Below are 18,864 nucleotides of genomic sequence, written 5' to 3' on the forward strand. Positions count from 1 at the left end.
GGCGGGGGCCCCGCATGATCAAGGCCGCCCTCAGGAGCCTGCTCGGGCGCAAGATGCGCCTGCTGATGAGCACGTTCGCGATCGTGCTCGGCGTCGCGTTCGTCGCCGGCTCGCTGATCTTCTCCGACATGCTCAACCGCAGCTTCACCGCGATCTTCGCCTCGAGCGTGGGCGACGTGATCGTGCGACCCGAGGGGGGCGCGTCCGTCGACGGCACCCCGTCGACGCTCACGGTCCCCTCCGACCTGATCCCGCGGCTCGAGTCGGTCCCGGGCGCCGCCCGGGTCGACGGCAACGTCAGCGCGGTCGGCGTCTTCGTCGTCAGCCGCGAGAACAAGCTGATCGGCGGCAACGGCGCCCCCGGCATCGCGGTGAGCTGGAGCGACGCGCCGGCCGGCCACGGCCTCGAGGGACTCTCCGTCGTCGAGGGCCGGGCGCCCGAGGGCGACGGCGAGGTCGCCCTGGACGTCTCGGCCGCGGAGAAGGCCGGGTACGACGTCGGCGACACGATCCGCGTGATCACCTCGACCGACACGCCGGTGCTCCAGCCGGAGCTGGTCGGTCTGGTCGACTTCGCCGACGGCGGCTCGCTCAACGGGGCGACCCTCACGGTCTTCGACACCGACTCGGCGCAGCGGATCTTCCTCGGCGGCCAGGACGCATACACCGACGTGTGGGTCACCGCCGAGGGCGGCACCTCCCAGGCCGAGCTGCGCGACCGGGTCCGCGAGGAGCTGCCGGGCGACCTGGAGGCGATCACCGGCGACGACGCCGCCGACGAGAGCGGCAACATGCTGCTCGAGGCGGTCTCGTTCATCACCACGTTCCTGCTGATCTTCGCCGGCATCGCGCTGGTGGTCGGTGCGTTCCTCATCGCCAACACGTTCTCGATCCTGGTCGCGCAGCGCAGCCGCGAGCTGGCGCTGCTGCGCGCCCTGGGCGCCTCCCAGCGGCAGGTCACCCGCTCGGTGCTGGCGGAGGCGGCCGTCGTCGGCGCGCTCGGGTCCACGCTCGGCCTGGGGCTCGGCATCCTGCTCGCGCTGGCGATCCGGGCGATGTTCGCGCAGGTCGGCCTGGACCTCTCCGGCCAGGGGATCATCTTCGCCCCGCGCACGGTGATCGCCGGCTACACCGTGGGCGTGCTGATCACGATGGCGGCTGCCTGGCTGCCGGCCCGCCGTACGGCGCGGATCGCCCCCGTGCAGGCGCTCCGCGACGACGTGGCGCTCCCGGAGTCCTCGATCCACCGCCGCCTGGTCGCCGGCATCGTGCTGCTGGTCGTGGGTGCGGCCGCGCTCACCGCGGGGCTGTTCCTGGACGTCCCGCGGGCCGGGTGGCTCGTCGGCGGCGGCGTGCTGATGATCTTCCTCGGGGTGACCGCGGCCAGCCCGGTGCTCGCGCGCCCGGTCCTGCACCTGTTCGGCGTGCTGTACAGCCGGGTGTTCGGGCCGGTCGGCAACCTGGCGGGACAGAACGCGCGCCGGAACCCCCGGCGTACCACCGCGACCGCGTCGGCGCTGATGATCGGCCTCGCGCTCGCCACCACGATGGCGATCCTGGGCTCGTCGGCGAAGGCCAGCGTCGACCGGATCATCGAGGACAACTTCGTCGGCGACTACGTCGTGGGCAACGTCGTCGGCCAGGGGTTCTCGCCCGCGATCGGCGACCAGATGGCCCAGGTCGACGGTGTCCAGACGGTGGTGCGGCAGCGCTACGCGCCGGTGGAGGTCGAGGGCGACGACACCTACGTGGCCGCCGTCGACCGGCGCGACCTCGCGGGCCTGCTCGACCTGACGATGGCCGAGGGCAGCCGCGACGATCTGGTCGACGGCGCCGTGCTCGTGTCCGAGGAGTACGCCGCCGACCACGGCGTGACCGTGGGCGACGAGCTCGAGATGGACACGCCCGCGGGCACCGACCGCTACCCCGTCGTGGGCGAGTACGAGGAGAACCCGCTGATCGGCGCCGGCGTCGTGACCACGCTGCCGACCCTGGCCGCGGCCGGCTACCCCGAGAGCGACAACCAGCTGATCATCGACACCGACGGGTCCCCGGGCGTCCACGAGCGGCTCGACGCGGTGGTCGCGGACCTGCCGGTCGTGTCGGTCAAGGACCAGGCCGAGTTCGCCTCGGAGCAGCGGGAGCCGATCGACCAGCTGGTGCTGATGATCTACGCGCTGCTCGGGCTGGCGCTGGTGATCGCGGTGCTCGGCATCGTGAACACGCTCGCGCTGTCGGTCATCGAGCGCACCCGCGAGCTCGGGCTGCTCCGCGCGATCGGCATCAGCCGCCGTCAGCTGCGCCGGATGATCGGCCTCGAGTCGGTCGTGATCGCGGTGCTCGGGGCGGTGCTCGGGCTGCTGCTCGGCCTGTGCTTCGGCGTGGTGCTGATGTACGCCCTGCGCGACGAGGGGCTCGAGGTGATCAGCGTCCCCGGTGTCCAGCTAGTGGTGTTCCTGGTGCTCTCGATCGTCATCGGCTTCCTGGCCGCGGTGTTCCCCGCACGCCGGGCCGCGCGTCTCGACGTACTGCGTGCCATTGCGGCAGAGTGAGCCCTGACACCACGACGGATCTCTCGGTTTTGATCCCTCAAGTCCACGCCGTTCCCGCCGATCTGGGGACGCGGAGGTCGTTGTCTGCCTAAAGTTCCCTCTGTGGACGAGTTGCTGGTGACTGAGGGGCGTGCACTCAAGCACGTTCAGGTGCGCGAATACGTGCGCACTCTCGTCACGGGGGCGGCACCCGGTTCACCTGCACCATCTGAGCGTGAGCTGGTGCATCGGTTCGGGGTCGCCCGCATGACGGTGAGACAAGCCATGGATGCCCTCGTGGTCGAGGGCCTTCTCGAGCGGATTCCCGGGCGGGGCACCTTCGTGGCCCGCCCGCGGCGGGCCGTGAGCCGACTGACGAGCTACACCGAGGAGATGGCGCGGCGTGGCCTGCTGGCCGAGTCGCAGACGCTCCTCGCGCGCCGCGAGCAGGCCGGGCCGGGGGTGGCGCGGGCGCTGAACGTGACCGAGGGGGACGCGGTCATCCACTGGCGGCGGCTCCGCCGGGCCGACGGCGCGCCGATGTGCCTGGAGGACGCCTACCTCAACGAGGTGCTGCTCCCCGGCTTCCTGCAGACCGGCATGCCCACGAGCCTGTACGACGCGCTCGAGTCGCGCGCCCTGCGGCCGAACTGGGCCGAGGACTCGATCAACTCCGACGTGGCCACCGAGGAGGAGGCCGGTCTGCTGGACATCACCGCCGGCACCCCGGTGCTGCGGCACTCGCGTCGCGCGCTGTGCGGGGAGAAGGTCGTCGAGGTCTCGCGCACCGTCTATCGGGCCGACCGGTTCACGATGTGGATCCAGGTGGGCTCGGAGTCATAGCGCCGCCGTGCAGGTTTCCCCGGCCAGCCGGGGAAACTGTCACTTGTTGGCCGAAACTTCAGCCGATAAGTACCGGTTTCCCCGGTCAACCGGGGAAACCGACACGCGGGCAACCCGGCCGCGACCGACGTGTCGAGACCCGGTCGCGCAGCAGTCACAGTCCGCCCAGCGGCGCGACGACGTCGCCGCTCTCCTCGCAGACCCACACCGGGTCGGGGCCGCCGAGGTCGGGCTGGATGTAGAGCGCGTGCACGGGTGCGCCCGCGCCGCAGTCCAGGCACACCGGCCACCGGCCGACGCTCTCGAACAGCGCGTCCTGCACGTCCTGGGCGACCAGCCCGGCGACGTACTGCTCGCCCTCCGGCCACTGCTCCGCCCACCACTTGCGCTGGGCGACGGCATCCTCGAGGGCCGAGACCGCCGCTGCTGTCGCGTGGTGTCGAGCCTGCAGGTCGGCGAGCACCCGGGCACGCGCGTCGAACAGCAGGGCGTTGTCCATGGCCCCCATCATGCCCCGCGGTCGGTAGCGCGCGGCGTCCCGATCGGGGCGCTCCCGCGGCCTACCATCTCCCCATGAGCCAGGCGCTCCTCGAGGTCACGACCCTCGACCCGCGCGACGTGCCGGGAGCGGTGGAGGGTGGCGCGGACCGTCTCCACGTGGTCGCCCGCGACGCCGCGGTGGCCACCTCGCCCGAGCCCGCGCTGGTCTCCGCGGTGTGCCGCGAGAGCGACCTGCCGGTCTTCGTGCTGCTGCGGCTCAACCAGAGCTGGACGACGACCGGCGGCGAGCTGACCCGGCTGGTCGGGCTCGCCGAGGACTATCTCGGCTGCGGTGCGACCGGCGTGGCGTTCGGGTTCCTCGACGCCGACCTCGAGGTCGACCGGGAGGTGTGCGCGCACCTCGCGGGCGCGCTGCCGAACGTGCCGTGGACCTTCGGGCGGGCGGTCGACGACACCTTGGACCTGCGCCGCTCCTGGCGCCGGCTCCTCGAGCTCCCCGGCCTGGTCGGGGTCCGGTCGGCGGGCTCGCCGCGCGGTCTCGGGGCCGGGTACGACGAGCTGTTGGCGCTGGCCTCCGGCGATCCGGCGGTGGCGCGGCTGCTGATGCCGGGCGGCGGGCTGCTGGCCGAGCACGTCCCGTGGTTCGTGCGCGCGGGGGTGCGCCAGTTCCACCTCGGGGCGCAGGTGCGCCCGGGGGCGTCGTACAAGGCGTTCGTCGAGGCCGGGCACGTGCGCTCCTGGCGGCTGCTCCTCGACGACGTGGTGCACAACGTGGCCGGCGAGACCGCGCGCCGCGAGCACGAGCGAGCGGCGCGCCCGGCCGGATGATCCTCATCGACCCGCCGAACGCGGCCGGACACGGTCGGCTGTGGTCGCACCTGGCCAGCGACGCGTCCTACGACGAGCTGCACGCCTTCGCCGCCGTCCTCGGCATCCCGGCGCGCGGCTTCGACCGCGACCACTACGACGTGCCGGCCGAGCGCTACGCCGACGTGGTCGCCGCCGGCGCCACCCCGGTCTCCTCCCGCGAGCTCGTGCACCGGCTGGTCGCGACCGGTCTGCGCCGCCGCAAGGGTGGTGGCCCCTGACGATCGCGGGGCCCCTCCCGGGGCGACGACCCCGGGAACGTCAGGGACTGCCGGTCAGGCGCCCGAGGGAGGCGAGCTCGCGCTCGACGTTGTCGAGGGCGGCGTCCTCCCAGACCGCCCGGGCATGCGCGGTGTGGAACAGGTGGGGCTTGGCGAGCAGGTCGCCGAGCACGGCGGCCCGGCCCTGGGCGAACAGGTCGTCGGGCACGTCGGCGTACTCCTGGCGGACCGCGGCGACGTACGCCGCGTACCGCTCGGCGGGTGCCGCGAGGATGGCGAGGTCGGCGTCGCAGAGCGCGGCGCCGTTGCGGTCGCCGCGCGCGGGCCGGTGCCGCTCGGTGAGCAGCACCAGCCGCACCACCTCGTCGACCAGGTCCGGCGCGACCAGGGTGGGGAGGGCCTCGGCGGCCCAGGCCGCGGAGCGGCGCTCCGCCTCGGGCCGCCCGTCGTACACGCCGTCGTGGAACCAGGCGGCGAGCAGCACGGCCATCCGGTCGAAGGCCTCGCCCCGCGCCGAGAGCTCGTGGACCCGCTCGAGCACCTCGGCGAGGTGCTGGGTGTCGTGGTAGTGCCGCTCGGGGTGGGCGTAGGCCGCCACCAGTCGCGCGGCGAGCTCACGGGCGCCGGCCAGTGGCCAGGCGAGCAGCAGGTCCACGGGGCTCATTCAAGACCGTGGACGCCGGCACCCGCTACGGTGGTCCGGCAACGAGAACGTGTTCTAGAGCTGGAGGGCCGATGGCCGCGAGCAGGGAGCGGGTCCGCGAGGTCGTGGACCGGTACGTCGAGCTGGTGGCCACCGGCCCGTCGGAGGACATCGTCGCGCTGTACGCCGAGGACGCGGTCGTCGAGGATCCCGTCGGGTCGGAGCCCCGGGTGGGGCACGCCGCGATCCGCGAGTTCTACTCGACCCTGGACGGCCTGGACCAGCGGACCCGGCTGCTGGCCGTGCGGATCGCCGGCGGCGAGGCGGCCTTCCACTTCGAGGTCGTGACGCGGGCCGACGGCGCGACGTACACGCTCGCGCCGGTCGACGTGATGGCCTTCGACGACGGCGGCCGGATCACCAGCATGCGCGCCTACTGGGGCGAGGACGACCTGACGGTCGGCTAGCAGTTCTCGCTCGTGCGGGGGAGCGCGAGCTCGCCGACGAAGGTCTCCTGGCCGGAGGTGAGGTCGTAGGAGCCCTCGGCCGGGAACGACGCCTGCTCGAAGTGGCACCACCGCTCGCCGATCATGTAGCCCCCGCTCTGCTCGGTGGGCTGCACGTCGATCACCAGGCCGGACTGGGTCGCGAGCTGGCCCTCGAGCTTGAAGTCGCCGTTCGCGTCGCTGAACGCCGTGGCGATCGGGTCGCCGTCCGCGTCGTAGAGGGTCACCTCGGCGCCCTTGGCGCCCTCGTACGGCGGCGCCAGGGTGAAGGTCGGGTCGCCGCCGTCGACGAGCGTGCCGGTGACCCAGCCACCGCGCTTGGTGACCCGGAACTTGCCGAAGGTCGGCCGGCTCGAGCGCACCGTGGCGTCCTTGACCGCTCCCTCGGCGGCGAACCAGACCCCGGCGCCGTCGAACTTCGCGGTGTAGCCGCCCGGGTAGAGGCCCTTGAAGACGAACGTGCCGTTGCTGGAGGTGTCGGTCCACCACTGGCCGGTCTGCTTGCTCATCACGGTCAGGGTGGCCTTGCGGGCCAGCAGCCCGTTCGGCGTGAAGAGGTAGACCGTCAGCTCCCCGGCGCGGGTCGCGAGCCGGACCGGGAGGTTCTTGATCCGGCCGGACTTCACCGTGCCCGCCCAGGTGCTCTTGCCGACCCAGGTCCGGGCCCGGTCGAAGGTGAACACGGAGTACTGGCTCTGCGGCAGTCCGCCGACCGCGAACTGGCCGCGGTCGTCCGCGATCGTCGAGAAGGACTGCTGCCCGCGGTTCGCGGCCACGATGGTCGCGCCCGTCAGCGGTCGGCCCATGCCGTTGACGGCCTTGCCGGTGATGGCCGCGCCGGCCCTCATCGTGACGTTGCGCGTGGAGAGATCGTTCGCCCGCACGGTGACCTGGACGTCGGTGGGGGCGTACTTGGTGACGTCGTACGCCGGCCGCTGGTCGACGAACTGGAGGTAGTAGGTCCCCGGGTCGAGCGTGAGCGAGTAGCTGCGCGCGCTGCCCAGCTTGCGCTGGCCGACGTAGTTCCAGCCGGCGTCGAACCACAGCAGCTTGAGGGCCGGGCACTTCCCCAGCTTCGGGCAGGTGATGCTCCCGTTCGCGAGGCCCTGGTCGGTCCTGGCCTGCGCGGCCGGGCCGGTGCCCACGACCGCGAGCGCGGCGAGCAGCGCGACCACGAGCAGCAGCACGGGACGCGCCCTGCGGACGGAGGCGAGCATGGCGTCAATCGTAGGTGCGCCGGCTTCGGGAGCGCTCAAGCCAGGATCAGCGTTTGCTCAAGATGCGGTACGGCGGGTGCGCTGCTCGCGCCCGGGTGCCATCGCCCACCGGATGGTGCCGGTCGCGATCGTGCCGAGCGCCCGCACCACGGTGCGCTCGGAGACCGGCAGCCACGGCAGCCGCAGCGGTCGCCGGGTCCAGCGCGGCATCAGCGCGACCGCGGCGGCCACCAGCACGCCGTACGGTGCCCGCGCGGCCAGCGGCAGCGGCGGGCGCAGCAGCACGTAGGACACGGCCTCCCGGGCCTCGCGCGTCGCACGCAGCTCGGGGCGGTACGCCGCCAGCGCCGCCGCCAGCCCGGCCTCCGTGGTGGGCGGGTCGACGACGCCGAGCCGCCGGGCGACCTCGGCGGTCTGCGCGACGTAGCGGTCCCGGTCGGCGCCGACGAGCGGCTCCTTGCCGTAGACGGTGTGCGCCCGCAGGAAGCTGTCGACCTCCGCCACGTGGACCCAGCCGAGCAGGTGCGGGTCGGAGGCGGCGTACGGCGTCCCGTCCGGCAGGGTGCCGACCACGCGCTCGTGGATCGCCCGGACCGTGTCGACCGCGCGCTGGGCGTCCTCGGCGTGGCCGAAGGTGGTCACGGCCAGGAACCGGCTGGTGCGAGCCAGCCGGCCCCACATGTCGCCGCGGTAGCCGGAGTGCTCCGCCACCCCGCGCATCGCCGCCGGGTGCAGGGTCTGGAGCAGCAGGGCACGGATGCCGCCGACGAACATCGAGGCGTCACCGTGCACCCGGGCGATCGGGCTGTCCGGCTCGAACCACCGCGGCCCCGGTCGCCCGTGGATGCGCTCGGCGTGCCGGGCGCCGTCCGGCCCCGCCACCCGCAGGAACAGCTCGCGGCCCAACCGCTCACGGATCCCCGACATGTGTCGAGCCTAGGTCGCCCCCCGGTCCTGCCGGCGATGATGGTGCGTGCTCGGGCGGGTCTGTGCGGTGGTGTCGGGTGGCCCGGCTAACGAGCAGCCGACCAGGTCCGCAGCCAGATCGTGTGGTCGGCCTCGGCGAGCTTGGCCAGGGCGTCCTCGGGCAGCGGGTCGAGGGTGTCGGTGACGACGTACCCCTGCTGGCCCCGGGTCGAGAGGTACTGCCCGGTGATGTTGGCGTTCGCGTCGGCCAGCAGGTCGTTGACGCTCGCGAGCACGCCGGGGACGTTGTCGTGGAGGAAGCCGATCCGATGGCCGACCTCCAGCTCGGGGGCCTGGACCGTCGGCAGGTTCACGGCCAGCTCGGTGCGCCCCTGTCGGGTGAAGGCGGCGAGCTTGCCGGAGACGAAGTGGCCGATCTCCTCCTGCGCCTCCTGGGTCGAGCCGCCGACGTGCGGGGTGAGGATCACGTTGTCCAGGCCCCGCAGCACCGACTCGAACGGGTCGCCCTGGGCCTTCGGCTCGATCGGGAACACGTCGATGGCCGCGCCCGCGATGTGCCCCGAGAGGACCTGCTCGCGCAGCGCGACGTCGTCGACCACCATGCCGCGCGAGGCGTTGATGAACAGGCTGCGCGGCTTCATCTTCGCGAACTCCTCGGCGCCGAACAGTCCGGCGTTGCCGGGCCGGCCGTCGACGTGGATGCTGACGACGTCCGCCTCGGCGAGCAGCTCGTCGAGGCTGCGCATCCGCTGGGCGTTGCCGTGCGCGAGCCGGTCGGCGGTGTCGAAGAAGATCACCCGCAGGCCGAGCGCCTCGGCGACGTTCGACAGCTGGGTGCCGATGTTGCCGTAGCCGACGATGCCCAGGGTCCGCCCACGCACCTCGTGGCTGCCCTTCGCGGACTTGTCCCACACGCCCTCGTGCATGCGCTGGGTCTTCTCCGGGAGCCGGCGGCCGAGCGCGATGATCTCGCCGATCACGAGCTCCACGACGCTGCGGGTGTTGGAGTACGGCGCGTTGAACACCGCGACGCCGCGCCGGCCGGCCGCCGACAGGTCGACCTGGTTGATGCCGATGCAGAAGCAGCCGACCGCCATCAGGTCGGTGGCGGCCTCGAGCGCGGGCGCAGTGAGGTGGGTGTTCGAGCGGATGCCCAGCAGCGACACCCCCGGCAGCTCTTTGATCAGCTCGGCCTCGGAGAGGGAGCGCGTCCGCAGCTCGACGTCGAAGCCGTGGCCCTCGAGGATCTCGACGGCGGCCGGATGGATGTTCTCGAGCAGCAGCACCTTCACGACTCACCAGCCTAGGTCGGCGACCGACCGATCCCGAACCGGCTCCGCAGGGTGGGACGCCGCGACGTCTCGCAGGCACCGGGAGGTGACATCCCGATCACACCTCGAGCCGACGCGGGTCGTTTCGCCACGGTCGACCTGCGGCCCCGGCATAGTTGCCCGGCATGGGACCACGCCGGCGGATCGCCGCCGCAGCACTCGCGGCGCTCGCCGCCACCGCCGTCACCACCGCCACGCTCAGCACCCCGGGCCTCGCTGCCGCGCCGGGCAGCGCAGCTGCCGGTGACGCCGACGGCGCCCGGGCGGGCGGGTCCCACGTCGGCTCCTGGCGGGTGGCGGACCTCGGCCGCGGGCGGTACGTCGTCTCCTGGCGCTCGCCGTCCGCGTTCCCGCTCGGCGCCGACCGGCCGACCGTCGCCGGCCCGGCCGACGCGGTCGTCGGCACGCCGGAGCTCGCGGCCGACGGGCGCACGGTGCGGGCGGTGGTGACCTCCCCGACCCGGCCCGACCCCGCCGACTTCGACGTACTGCTCTCCGGGGACCGGCTCGACGCCCGCGGCGACGACCGCTACCGCGCCGCCGTCACCCCGGCCAGGGGGCTGGACCTGCCCGGCACGGTGACCCTGCCGGTCGACCCCGCGACGCCGGGGCCGTACGACGTGGTGTCCAGCGACTACGAGCTCGATCCCGTGAAGCTGGCCGGGATGCCGGTGCCGGTCGAGATGGTCGGCCACGTGGTGGAGCCCGCGGCCGACGCCGCCACGGGCCCGCGCCCGCTGGTGCTGTTCCTGCACGGGCGGCACAGCGTCTGCTACGACCCGGCCGACGACAACGCGTTCGGTGACTGGCCCTGCCGGCCGCCGTTCCAGGAGATCCCGAGCCAGCTGGGCTACGACTACATCCAGCAGGTGCTCGCCTCCCAGGGCTTCGCCACCGTCTCGGTGCGGGTCAACGGGATCAACGGCCAGGACTGGCGGCTCGCCGACGGCGGCGCCGACGCCCGCGCCGACATCGTCGAGCGCCACCTCGACCACTGGGCCACCGTCGCCGCCGACCACCAGGTCGACCTCGGCCGGGTCGTGCTCGTCGGGCACAGCCGCGGCGGCGAGGGCGTCGACCGCGCCTCGATCCAGATCCCGCTGACCGCGCCGTACCGGATCGTCGGCCAGGTGCTGATCGCGCCGACGGACTTCGGCGCGCAGACCGCGGCGTACGTCCCGACCGTCACCCTGCTGCCCTCCTGCGACGGCGACGTGAGCGACCTCCAGGGTCAGAAGTTCACCGACACGGCCCGCGACCTGGTCGCGGGCGACACCTCGCTCAAGAGCTCGGTGCTGGTGATGGGCGCCAACCACAACTTCTTCAACACCGAGTGGACGCCCGGCCTCGCGCAGGCACCCGCGTGGGACGACTGGGGCGGCGACCCGAGGGGCACCTGCGGCAGGCGCGACCCGGACCGGCTCTCGCCGGCGGAGCAGCAGGCGGTCGGCACGGCGTACGTGGCCGGCGCGGTGCACCTGTTCGCCGACGACGAGCAGGACCTGCTGCCGCTCTTCGACGGGTCGCGGGCCCGGGTCGCCTCGACCGGCGACGCCCAGGTCCTCAGCCACGCCATCGGCGGCGGCCGCGACGAGCGCGCCCCCGGCCTCGGCGTGGACCGGGCCCTGCCCGAGGGCGCGAGCACCCGGCTGTGCCAGGGCGTCAGCTCCTTCGGGCGGGTCTCCTCGTGCGCCAGCGGCAACGGGTACGCCGGGATCCGGCCGCACTGGCCCGAGGCGTACGAGCGGGTCCCCACCCGCACGTTCTTCGAGATGTCGTGGACCGCGCCCGGCCAGACCGGCGGGCTGCTGCTCGACCAGCCGCTCGACCTCGGCGCCGGACGCCTGGAGCTGCGGACCATCGTCGACCCCGAGGCCGGCCCGGCCGACCTGCAGGTGCGGATCACCGACGCCGACGGCGCCAGCGCCCTGCTCGCCCCGGCCGACGGCGCCCTGCCGGCGATCGACGGCGGCACCGAGATCGAGAAGTACTGGGCGCAGACGCTCTCCGTCGACCCCTCCGGCGCCACCGGCGTCGACCTCACCCGGATCGTGCGGGTCGACCTGGTCAGCGCCAGCGACCGGGGCCGGGTCTGGGTCGCCGACCTGGCCGCCGCGCCGGCGACGCTGGCGGCGGTGCCCGACCTGCGGCTGCCGACCGTCGACGTCGGCAGCCTGCGGATCGCCGAGGGCGACGGCCGGGCCCCGGTGACGGCGTACCTCCCCGTCGCCGTGGTGGGTGAGCTCACCCGGCCGGCGCGGCTCGTGGTCATGACGGCCGGCCAGGCGCGCGGCTCGGTCCAGCGCTTCGCGCTCGACCTCGCGCCGGGCCAGACCTCCGCGCAGATCCCCGTCATCTACCAGCCCGACCGGGCCGACGACTACCGGGCCGCGATCACCACCGTCGTGGTGTGGGCGACGCGCAACGTGATGACCGACGGGTACGTCGGCCGGCTGACCGTCCTCGACGACGACCCGACGCCCCGGACGACCGTGCAGCCGGTCACCCGCAGCGTCAGCGAGGGCGAGTCGGCACGGTGGCGGATCTCCATGGAGACGGGCGTCGACTACGAGCTGTTCGTCAGCGGCCAGGTGGTGCGCGGGCCGCGGCCGCAGGTGAGCGTCGGCGACGTCGGCACCCGCTGGGTCGAGCAGCACCTCGGCCCCGCCGCCGATCCGGACCGGGCGCTGTGGACCTTCCGGCCGATGGTCTTCGAGCGGCTGCGGGCCGGGGTCCGCGGCATCGAGGTGGCGATCCCGGTGCGCCGCGACGGCGTCGCCGAGTCCCGCGAGTCGCTCACGCTCAAGGTCCGCGTCGGCAGGCGGGGGTACACCAGGACCGTGTGGGTGCGGCCCTCGTCCTGAGGGGTCGGGGTGGCGGTTTCCCCGGCCGGCCGGGGAAACCGGCACTTGTCAGCCGAAACTTCACCCGACAAGTGCAGGCTTTGGCTGACAGGTCCGGCTCGTCGGTGTCCGGTGACTGACACGCCGACCGCAACCACCCCGTGTGGCGACCGACCCAAGAGCGATCCGGCGACCCCGCGCGGCGCCGAAGTCGATCCGGCGAGGCGCGGCTAGACCTGCGGGATGCCGGCGAGCGCCGCGGTGAGGTCCGCGTCGGACAGCGGGTCGTCCTCGAGACGGCCCGCGAGGAAGGTCTCGTAGGCGCCCAGCTCGAGCAGGCCGTGCCCGGAGAGCCCGACGACGATCACCGGCTCCGCCCCGGACTCGGCCGCGGCGAGGGCCTCGCGGCGGGCCTGGGCCAGGGCGTGCGAGGACTCCGGTGCGGCGACGATGCCCTGGGTGCGGGCGAACTCCAGGCCGGCCTCGAAGCACTCGCTCTGGTGCAGCGCGGTGGCCTCGATCAGGCCCTCGTGCACCGCGTGCGAGACCAGCGGCGCCATGCCGTGGTAGCGCAGCCCGCCCGCGTGGATCGGGGACGGCACGAAGTCGTGGCCGAGCGTGTACATCTTCATCAGCGGCGTGAGCCCCGCGGTGTCGCCGAAGTCGTAGCGGTACTCGCCCCGGGTGAGCGTGGGGCACGACGTGGGCTCGACCGCCAGGATCCGCGGGCTCTGGGTGCCGGCCAGCTTCTCCCGCAGGAACGGGAAGGCGAGGCCCGCGAAGTTCGACCCGCCGCCGGCGCAGCCGACGACGAGGTCGGCGCCGGACTCGCCGGCCTTCGCCAGCTGGCGCAGCGTCTCCTCGCCGATCACGGTCTGGTGCAGCAGCACGTGGTTGAGCACCGAGCCGAGGGAGTACTTGGTCGTCTCGTCCTGCGCGGCGACCTCGACCGCCTCGGAGATCGCGATCCCCAGCGACCCCGGGTGACCCTCGGCGAACGCCTTGCCGGACTCCGTGAGCCGGCTCGGCGAGCGGTGCACGGTGCCGCCGAAGACCTCGATCAGGGTGCGCCGCTGCGGCTTGGAGTCGTACGACGCCCCGACCTGCCAGACCTCGCACTCGAGGCCGAACAGTGAGCAGGCGTAGGCCAGCGCGGTGCCCCACTGGCCGGCCCCGGTCTCGGTGGTCAGCCGGCGCACCCCGTGCAGGGAGTTGTAGTAGACCTGCGGCACCGAGGTGTTGGTCTTGTGCGAGCCGGCCGGCGAGACCCCCTCGTACTTGTAGTAGATCCGGGCCGACGTCCCGAGCTTCTGCTCCCAGCGGCGCGCCCGGTAGAGCGGGCTGGGCCGGTACTGGCGGTAGACGTCGCGCACCGGGCCGGGGATCTCGACGTACCGCTCGCCGCTGACCTCCTGCAGGATCAGCTCCATCGGGAACAGCGGCGCCAGGTCGTCGGGCCCGACCGGCTCGTGGGTGCCGGGGTGGAGCGGCGGCGGGGGCGGCGTCGGCAGGTCGGCCACGATGTTGTACCAGTGGGTGACCTGCTCGGACTCGTCCAGTGTGAACATGACCTGGTCGTCGCTCATGGCGGCAGCGTAGCGATCCCGCACCCCGCCCGCCGGTGCTCTCCGGCGGCCGAGACGCGGGCCACACCGGGCCCGCGGACGGTTGGTCAGTCGCCCTTCACGTCGAGGATCGGACGCAGCGTGTGCCGCACCTCGACCAGGTCGGCAGCGTCGGCCAGCGCCCGGTCGATGTCCTCGTACGCCGCCGGGAAGTCGTCGACGAACGGGCGTCGGGCATCAGCGCGAGGTGCGGGTGGATGTACGGCATCGTCGCCGTGGCCATCGCCTGCTCGCGGGTGCCCTGCTCGAGGATCGGAGCCCAGCTGATGAGCTTCTGGCTGATCTGCTCCCTGGTCCTTCCCCTGCGTCGGCGCCGGCCGGTCTGCCGCTGCTGCTGCCGCTGCTGCCGCTGCAGGCTAGGTGCCCGGAAAGGCGTTGCACACTCGGATCGCCGCGTGCGTCACTGGCGGATGTGACCCCGACCGTCCCGACCGTCGATGCCTTCCGGGCCCTGGCGCGCAGCTCGTGCTCGCGCTGGACGACGCTGCACTTTCGGCACCGGGCGACGCTGGTCGAGGACGGCGTCGAGGCCTGGCTGCGACGGCCGGGCCGGCTGCTCGTGCGGACGCCCGATGGCCAGGAGCACCGCGTCGTGGAGCGCGCGGGCGGCGGCCGGGCGATCGGGCTGGCGGTCACGTCCGGCGGCCCTGACCCCGCTGCGGTCCCCGGCGTGCAGCCGGCTCCGCCACCCGGGGCCGACGTCTCGGCGTACGGCGAGGATGACCCGATGTGGGTCAACTACCGCTGGGTGGCCGCGTTGAACCCCGTCGAGCTCAGCCACCACGTGGCCGTGGCCCGGCTACGGGCCGACGAGGTCTTCGGTCGGCAGGCATGGCGGGCGGACCTGCGGGCACTGCCGGGCTACGACCCGCGCTGTGGCGGCAACTGCTGTGAGCTGCTCTGGAGCGAGGCTGGCCGGGTGTGTGAGGTGTCCGATCCGGCCGATGCGTACCACCCGCCCGGCTACGACTACCCCGACCACTACGACGTCGCCCTCGACGTCGCCACCGGGGTGGTGGTGCGCTGCCTGCCCGTCGGAGGCGACCCGGGCAGCCCCTGGCTGGAGAACGACATCCTCGGGGTCGGCGCCGACCTGGAGGATCGGCTCGCGGGACCCGGGTGAGCGCCGGTCAGGGATGGACGCCGTGCTCCTCGAGGGCGCGCTCCGGGTCGACGGGGCTGCCGCCGCCGGGGCGCACCTCGAAGTGCAGGTGTGGCCCGGTGACGTTGCCGGTGGCGCCGACGGCGCCGATCACGGCGCCGGTGCGGACCTGGGCCCCGACCCGGACGTCGGTGCGCGACAGGTGGGCGTACCAGGTCTCGGTGCCGTCCGGGTGGGTGATCTCGACCTTGTTGCCGTAGGCGCCCGCCCAGGCGACGGACGTGACCGTGCCCGCGGTCGCGGCCCGCACCGGGGTGCCGGTCGGCGCGGCGAAGTCGAGGCCGGTGTGGGTCGAGGACCATAGCCGGCCGGCCGCCCCGAAGCGGGCGGTCAGGTGGTAGTCGGCGACGGGGGTCGTCCAGGGTGCGCCGCCGAACCACTGCATGGTCTGCGAGGTGCTGCGCAGCATCGCCGCGAGCTGGCGGTCGGCCCACAGCGCGTGCTTGACCTCCAGCCGCTCCCTGCGCGTCGGCCGGGTCGACGGCTCGGCGGCGGGTGGCGCGGCCTTGCGGGCGGTCGCGGACGCGCGGCTGGGGCCGCGGTCGGCGTCCTTGGCGGGAGCGCCTGACGGGATGGTCGACTGCCCGGTCGGCTGTCCGGTCGGCTGTCCGGTCGGCTGTCCGGCCGGCTGTCCCGTCGACCGGGCCGGTTGCGTGGTTTCGGCGGCCACCGCCGGGTACGGCCCACCCGGGTCGGCGGCCGACGCCGTCCGGGTCGGTGCCGCCACGACCGGCGGATCCGCGACCGCCGTCACCGCGACGTCGTCCGCGGTGGCCAGCGACACGGCCTGGGCGACCGTGATCCCGGCGTACCCGGTGAGGGCTGCCGCGACGAGGAATGAGCCCACTCCAGCCCAGGCGTGGAGACGACTCGTCACGGTCGGCACGTGAACACCGGTCGGGCGGGGTCGGGCACGGACTACCTCGAGACGGACGGGGCCTTGCTCCGCTCCCATCGGCAGGCGGCGCCCGATGCTGAGGGACCGGCCCGTGCCGGCGCTCCGGCAGGCGGCGGGATCGGCCGTCGACCGCCCGACTGGTGGGGCAAAGCCTGCACTTATCGGCCGAAGTTTCGGCCGACATGTGCAGGTTTCCCCGGGTACCCGGGGAAACCGACGCCGGGGCCGCCGAGGGCGGAGGGCCCTACGCCGGCAGGTCCTCCGCGTCCACGATCCGGTAGGCGTAGCCCTGCTCGGCGAGGAAGCGCTGCCGGTTCTGGGCGAACTCGGCGTCGACGGTGTCGCGGGACACGATCGTGTAGAAGTGCGCCGTGCGGCCCTCGGTCTTGGGGCGCAGCAGCCGGCCCAGGCGCTGGGCCTCCTCCTGGCGGGAGCCGAATGCGCCGGACACCTGGATCGCGACCTCGGCGGAGGGCAGGTCGATGGAGAAGTTCGCGACCTTGGAGACGACGAGCAGCCCGATCTCGCCGTGCCGGAAGGCTTCGAAGAGCCGCTGTCGCTCGGCGACCCTCGTCTCGCCCTTGACCACCGGGGCGTCCAGGGCGGCGGCGAGCTCGTCGAGCTGCTCGATGTACTGGCCGATGACCAGCGTCGGCTGGCCGGGGTGGGCGGCGACCAGCGACTCCACGACGTCGATCTTGTGGTGGGTGCAGGACGCGAGCCGGTAGCGCTCCTCGGGCTCCGCGGTCGCGTAGGCCAGCCGCTCGGCCGCGGGCAGTGTCACCCGCACCTCGACGCAGTCGGCCGGGGCGATCCAGCCCTGCGCCTCGATGTCCTTCCAGGGCGCGTCGTACCGCTTGGGCCCGATCAGCGAGAACACGTCGCCCTCACGGCCGTCCTCGCGCACCAGGGTCGCGGTCAGCCCGAGCCGCCGGCGGGCCTGCAGGTTCGCGGTCATCCGGAAGATCGGGGCCGGCAGCAGGTGCACCTCGTCGTAGACGATCAGGCCCCAGTCCCGGGCGTCGAGCAGCTCGAGGTGGGAGTAGACGCCCTTCCGCTTCGTCGTCATCACCTGGTACGTCGCGATGGTGACCGGCCGGATCTCCTTGACCGACCCGCTGTACTCGCCGATCTCGTCAGCCGTCAGCGAGGTACGGCGGATCAGCTCGTTCTTCCACTGCCGCGCCGACACGGTGTTGGTGACCAGGATCAGCGTGGTCGCCTGCGCCTCGGCCATCGCGGCGGCGCCGACCAGGGTCTTGCCGGCCCCGCAGGGGAGTACGACGACGCCCGACCCGCCGTGCCAGAACGACTCGGCCGCCTCGCGCTGGTAGGCGCGCAGGTGCCACGCGGTCTCGTCCAGGGCGATCGGGTGCGCCTCGCCGTCGACGTACCCCGCGTAGTCCTCCGCCGGCCAGCCGAGCTTGAGCAGCGCCTGCTTGAGGTTGCCCCGCTCGGAGGCGTGCACGACCACGGTGTCCTCGTCGATGCGGGCGCCGAGCATCCCCGCGATCTTCTTCGCGCGCAGCACCTCCTCGAGCACCGGCCGGTCGGTGCTGACCAGCACCAGCCCGTGCACCGGGTGCTTCTCGAGCCGCAGCCGGCCGTAGCGGGCCATCGTCTCCGCCACGTCGACCAGCAGCGCGTGCGGAACGGCGTAGCGGCTGTACTCCAGCAGCGTGTCGACGACCTGCTCGGCGTCATGCCCCGCGGCCCGCGCGTTCCACAGGCCGAGCGGGGTGAGCCGGTAGGTGTGCACGTGCTCGGGCGAGCGCTCCAGCTCGGCGAACGGCGCGATCGCCTTGCGGCAGTCGGTGGCGCGCTCGTGGTCGACCTCGAGCAGCAGGGTCTTGTCCGACTGGACGATCAGCGGGCCGTCGTTCATGCAGTCGCGACGGCCTTCTGCCGCGCCCGGAAGGCGGCGACGTTGGCGCGCGAGGAGCACCGCTCGGAGCAGTAGCGCCGGGACCGGTTCGGCGAGGTGTCGACGAAGACGTCCGTGCACGGCGGCGCCGCGCACACGCCCAGCCGGTCCGGGCCGAGGTCGCACACGAGCGTGGCGAGGCCCAGGAGCGACTCGCCGACCAGGAGCTCGGCGACGCTGGCGTTCGCGGTGGCGACGTGGAGGTGGAGGTCGCGGTCGTCGTGGCCGGAGATCCGCGGGGTGATCGGGTGGCGTCCCATCAGGTCGTTGAGCCGCTCGACGACGCCGTCGGTGTCCTCGGCCGAGCCGGCCTCGAAGACCGGCCGCAGCTCGCGCTGGAACTTGCGCAGCAGCATGCAGTCGCGGTCGGTGGCGCTCTCGGGCAGCCGGTCCCGGCCCGCGAGGTACGCCGCCAGGTCGTCGACATCGGCCATGTCGGCGTTCAGGAGGGCCGCGGAGGCCTCGGCGTACCGGATGAAGTCCATGCCTCGAGTCTACGGATCGGGGGTCACCGGACGGACCGTCGTGATCCGATGCACGGCAAAGGTTCGCACGTCGTCGGAGCGGTGGTCGTACGCCGTCAGCGACCCGCCCTCGACCCGGGCCGGGTCGACCAGGCGCTCCGAGCGGGTGCCCTGGTTGTCCAGGTAGCCGATCAGCACGGTGTCACCCGCCTCGGCCGCCTCCCGCAGCGCGGCCATCGAGCCGCTCGGGGTGAGCACCGGCGCCGGCGTGCCCGGCCGGCTCGACTCGGCGCGGTCCCCGGCCCGGATCGCGGTGACGGCGTGCGCGGCGTGCGCGGTCTCCCGCGCGGCCCGCGCGGCG

17 protein-coding genes are annotated in these 18,864 nt (G+C 73.5%); 7 read left to right on the top strand and 10 right to left on the bottom strand.

Translation table 11 applies throughout. The features are described 5' to 3' along the window. Positions 1 to 14 precede the first annotated feature (14 nt). Together QMC84_RS14435 and QMC84_RS14440 are read left to right on the top strand one after the other, a co-directional pair. Positions 15 to 2,552, top strand: a complete 2,538-nt coding sequence (locus QMC84_RS14435; RefSeq protein WP_300375700.1) for an FtsX family ABC transporter permease — start codon at positions 15 to 17, stop codon at positions 2,550 to 2,552. 162 nt (positions 2,553 to 2,714) lie between these two features. Beyond that, a complete protein-coding gene (locus QMC84_RS14440; protein ID WP_300375744.1) occupies positions 2,715 to 3,374 on the top strand; it encodes a GntR family transcriptional regulator in 660 nt (219 codons plus the stop codon). A 154-nt stretch (positions 3,375 to 3,528) separates the two neighbouring features. Here the strand turns inward: QMC84_RS14440 and QMC84_RS14445 are convergent, their stop codons facing one another. Next, complete coding sequence (locus tag QMC84_RS14445; RefSeq protein ID WP_300375702.1) at positions 3,529 to 3,873, bottom strand: hypothetical protein; 345 nt, start codon at positions 3,871 to 3,873, stop codon at positions 3,529 to 3,531. Positions 3,874 to 3,947: 74 nt separating this feature from the next. Here QMC84_RS14445 and QMC84_RS14450 point away from each other — a divergent pair, with 74 nt between their 5' ends. Both QMC84_RS14450 and QMC84_RS14455 read left to right on the top strand, forming a co-directional pair. After that, entirely contained in the window at positions 3,948 to 4,703 is a 756-nt protein-coding gene (locus QMC84_RS14450; RefSeq protein WP_300375704.1) for a copper homeostasis protein CutC, read from the top strand. Next, the gene (locus tag QMC84_RS14455; protein ID WP_300375706.1) at positions 4,700 to 4,963 is read left to right on the top strand and encodes a DUF4031 domain-containing protein; all 264 of its coding nucleotides are present in this window, start codon (positions 4,700 to 4,702) and stop codon (positions 4,961 to 4,963) included. Before QMC84_RS14450 ends, QMC84_RS14455 begins: the two co-directional genes overlap by 4 nt. A 40-nt stretch (positions 4,964 to 5,003) precedes the next feature. Here QMC84_RS14455 and QMC84_RS14460 read toward each other — a convergent pair whose 3' ends face one another. Next, on the bottom strand, positions 5,004 to 5,627 hold the full coding sequence (locus QMC84_RS14460) for a hypothetical protein (protein ID WP_300375708.1): 624 nt from the start codon (positions 5,625 to 5,627) through the stop codon (positions 5,004 to 5,006). A gap of 71 nt (positions 5,628 to 5,698) precedes the next feature. On the opposite strand from QMC84_RS14460, the gene QMC84_RS14465 reads away from it, so the two are divergent. Next, the gene (locus QMC84_RS14465; protein WP_300375710.1) at positions 5,699 to 6,073 is read left to right on the top strand and encodes a nuclear transport factor 2 family protein; all 375 of its coding nucleotides are present in this window, start codon (positions 5,699 to 5,701) and stop codon (positions 6,071 to 6,073) included. Here the strand turns inward: QMC84_RS14465 and QMC84_RS14470 are convergent. The 3 genes from QMC84_RS14470 to serA form a co-directional block, all read right to left on the bottom strand. Then, entirely contained in the window at positions 6,070 to 7,329 is a 1,260-nt protein-coding gene (locus tag QMC84_RS14470; RefSeq protein ID WP_300375712.1) for a hypothetical protein, read from the bottom strand. The genes QMC84_RS14465 and QMC84_RS14470 overlap by 4 nt on opposite strands. A gap of 57 nt (positions 7,330 to 7,386) precedes the next feature. Then, positions 7,387 to 8,256 (bottom strand): oxygenase MpaB family protein, encoded by an 870-nt coding sequence (locus tag QMC84_RS14475; protein WP_300375714.1) that lies wholly within the window; start codon positions 8,254 to 8,256, stop codon positions 7,387 to 7,389. 86 nt (positions 8,257 to 8,342) lie between these two features. Further along, the gene (gene serA, locus QMC84_RS14480; protein ID WP_300375716.1) at positions 8,343 to 9,548 is read right to left on the bottom strand and encodes a phosphoglycerate dehydrogenase; all 1,206 of its coding nucleotides are present in this window, start codon (positions 9,546 to 9,548) and stop codon (positions 8,343 to 8,345) included. A gap of 164 nt (positions 9,549 to 9,712) precedes the next feature. On the opposite strand from serA, the gene QMC84_RS14485 reads away from it, so the two are divergent. Beyond that, on the top strand, positions 9,713 to 12,451 hold the full coding sequence (locus QMC84_RS14485; protein WP_300375718.1) for a hypothetical protein: 2,739 nt from the start codon (positions 9,713 to 9,715) through the stop codon (positions 12,449 to 12,451). A gap of 209 nt (positions 12,452 to 12,660) precedes the next feature. On the opposite strand, the gene QMC84_RS14490 is transcribed toward QMC84_RS14485, so the two are convergent. Further along, positions 12,661 to 14,016, bottom strand: a complete 1,356-nt coding sequence (locus QMC84_RS14490; protein WP_300375720.1) for a TrpB-like pyridoxal phosphate-dependent enzyme — start codon at positions 14,014 to 14,016, stop codon at positions 12,661 to 12,663. 451 nt (positions 14,017 to 14,467) lie between these two features. Between QMC84_RS14490 and QMC84_RS14495 the strand changes: the two genes are divergently transcribed. Continuing rightward, positions 14,468 to 15,178 carry a hypothetical protein gene (locus QMC84_RS14495; protein ID WP_300375722.1) on the top strand — a complete coding sequence of 237 codons (711 nt, stop codon included), beginning with the start codon at positions 14,468 to 14,470 and terminating at the stop codon, positions 15,176 to 15,178. A 7-nt stretch (positions 15,179 to 15,185) separates the two neighbouring features. Here the strand turns inward: QMC84_RS14495 and QMC84_RS14500 are convergent, their stop codons facing one another. The 4 genes from QMC84_RS14500 to QMC84_RS14515 form a co-directional block, all read right to left on the bottom strand. Beyond that, positions 15,186 to 16,094 carry a peptidoglycan DD-metalloendopeptidase family protein gene (locus tag QMC84_RS14500; RefSeq protein ID WP_300375724.1) on the bottom strand — a complete coding sequence of 303 codons (909 nt, stop codon included), beginning with the start codon at positions 16,092 to 16,094 and terminating at the stop codon, positions 15,186 to 15,188. A gap of 265 nt (positions 16,095 to 16,359) precedes the next feature. After that, the gene (locus QMC84_RS14505) at positions 16,360 to 18,000 is read right to left on the bottom strand and encodes a DNA repair helicase XPB (RefSeq protein WP_300375726.1); all 1,641 of its coding nucleotides are present in this window, start codon (positions 17,998 to 18,000) and stop codon (positions 16,360 to 16,362) included. Next, on the bottom strand, positions 17,997 to 18,524 hold the full coding sequence (locus tag QMC84_RS14510; RefSeq protein ID WP_300375728.1) for a CGNR zinc finger domain-containing protein: 528 nt from the start codon (positions 18,522 to 18,524) through the stop codon (positions 17,997 to 17,999). Before QMC84_RS14510 ends, QMC84_RS14505 begins: the two co-directional genes overlap by 4 nt. Positions 18,525 to 18,533: 9 nt before the next feature. Further along, positions 18,534 to 18,864, bottom strand: a 331-nt coding sequence (locus tag QMC84_RS14515) for a WYL domain-containing protein (protein ID WP_300375730.1), incomplete at its 5' end; no start/stop codon positions are given.

The sequence above is a fragment of the Nocardioides sp. genome, from assembly GCF_030019515.1.
Classification (GTDB): Bacteria; Actinomycetota; Actinomycetes; order Propionibacteriales; family Nocardioidaceae; genus Nocardioides.

Excerpts from the sequence above, each read along its gene's own strand:
- QMC84_RS14435 (WP_300375700.1), top strand. The coding sequence starts at position 15 with ATGATCAAGGCCGCCCTCAGGAGCCTGCTCGGGCGCAAGATGCGCCTG.
- QMC84_RS14510 (WP_300375728.1), bottom strand. The coding sequence starts at position 18,524 with ATGGACTTCATCCGGTACGCCGAGGCCTCCGCGGCCCTCCTGAACGCC.
- QMC84_RS14445 (WP_300375702.1), bottom strand. The coding sequence starts at position 3,873 with ATGGACAACGCCCTGCTGTTCGACGCGCGTGCCCGGGTGCTCGCCGAC.
- QMC84_RS14455 (WP_300375706.1), top strand. The coding sequence starts at position 4,700 with ATGATCCTCATCGACCCGCCGAACGCGGCCGGACACGGTCGGCTGTGG.
- QMC84_RS14470 (WP_300375712.1), bottom strand. The coding sequence starts at position 7,329 with ATGCTCGCCTCCGTCCGCAGGGCGCGTCCCGTGCTGCTGCTCGTGGTC.
- QMC84_RS14485 (WP_300375718.1), top strand. The coding sequence starts at position 9,713 with ATGGGACCACGCCGGCGGATCGCCGCCGCAGCACTCGCGGCGCTCGCC.
- QMC84_RS14465 (WP_300375710.1), top strand. The coding sequence starts at position 5,699 with ATGGCCGCGAGCAGGGAGCGGGTCCGCGAGGTCGTGGACCGGTACGTC.
- QMC84_RS14475 (WP_300375714.1), bottom strand. The coding sequence starts at position 8,256 with ATGTCGGGGATCCGTGAGCGGTTGGGCCGCGAGCTGTTCCTGCGGGTG.
- QMC84_RS14450 (WP_300375704.1), top strand. The coding sequence starts at position 3,948 with ATGAGCCAGGCGCTCCTCGAGGTCACGACCCTCGACCCGCGCGACGTG.
- QMC84_RS14505 (WP_300375726.1), bottom strand. The coding sequence starts at position 18,000 with ATGAACGACGGCCCGCTGATCGTCCAGTCGGACAAGACCCTGCTGCTC.
- QMC84_RS14460 (WP_300375708.1), bottom strand. The coding sequence starts at position 5,627 with ATGAGCCCCGTGGACCTGCTGCTCGCCTGGCCACTGGCCGGCGCCCGT.
- QMC84_RS14490 (WP_300375720.1), bottom strand. The coding sequence starts at position 14,016 with ATGAGCGACGACCAGGTCATGTTCACACTGGACGAGTCCGAGCAGGTC.